1 protein-coding gene is annotated in these 246 nt (G+C 48.4%); it reads right to left on the reverse strand.

Annotated elements, in window-relative coordinates; all coding sequences use genetic code 11:
* On the reverse strand, positions 1 to 180 hold a 180-nt coding region (locus ACYQ78_RS39970; RefSeq protein WP_459806210.1), incomplete at its 3' end, for a hypothetical protein.
* Positions 181 to 246 lie beyond the last annotated feature (66 nt).

The raw sequence follows: 246 nt of genomic DNA on the forward strand, positions 1-246 counted from the left end.
GTCACCATTAGACAGCTGGGAGACACGACGGTTGCCCTTTGTGAGTTCCTCAACCTGCATATCTCCAGGCACACAGTCGTCGACGGGGACGTTGACTTGGACAGGAACATCATCGCATGCCACAATTTGTAAGCCAAGAATCACCGCTATTAACACCGAGAGCAGGTGCGAACGATACATGCTGCCTATTTCCCAGCCTTTAAATCAATCTGAAAATTCAGTTTAGGAAGACGAAATCCGAAACTG

It is taken from the genome of Herbidospora sp. RD11066 (genome assembly GCF_054661255.1).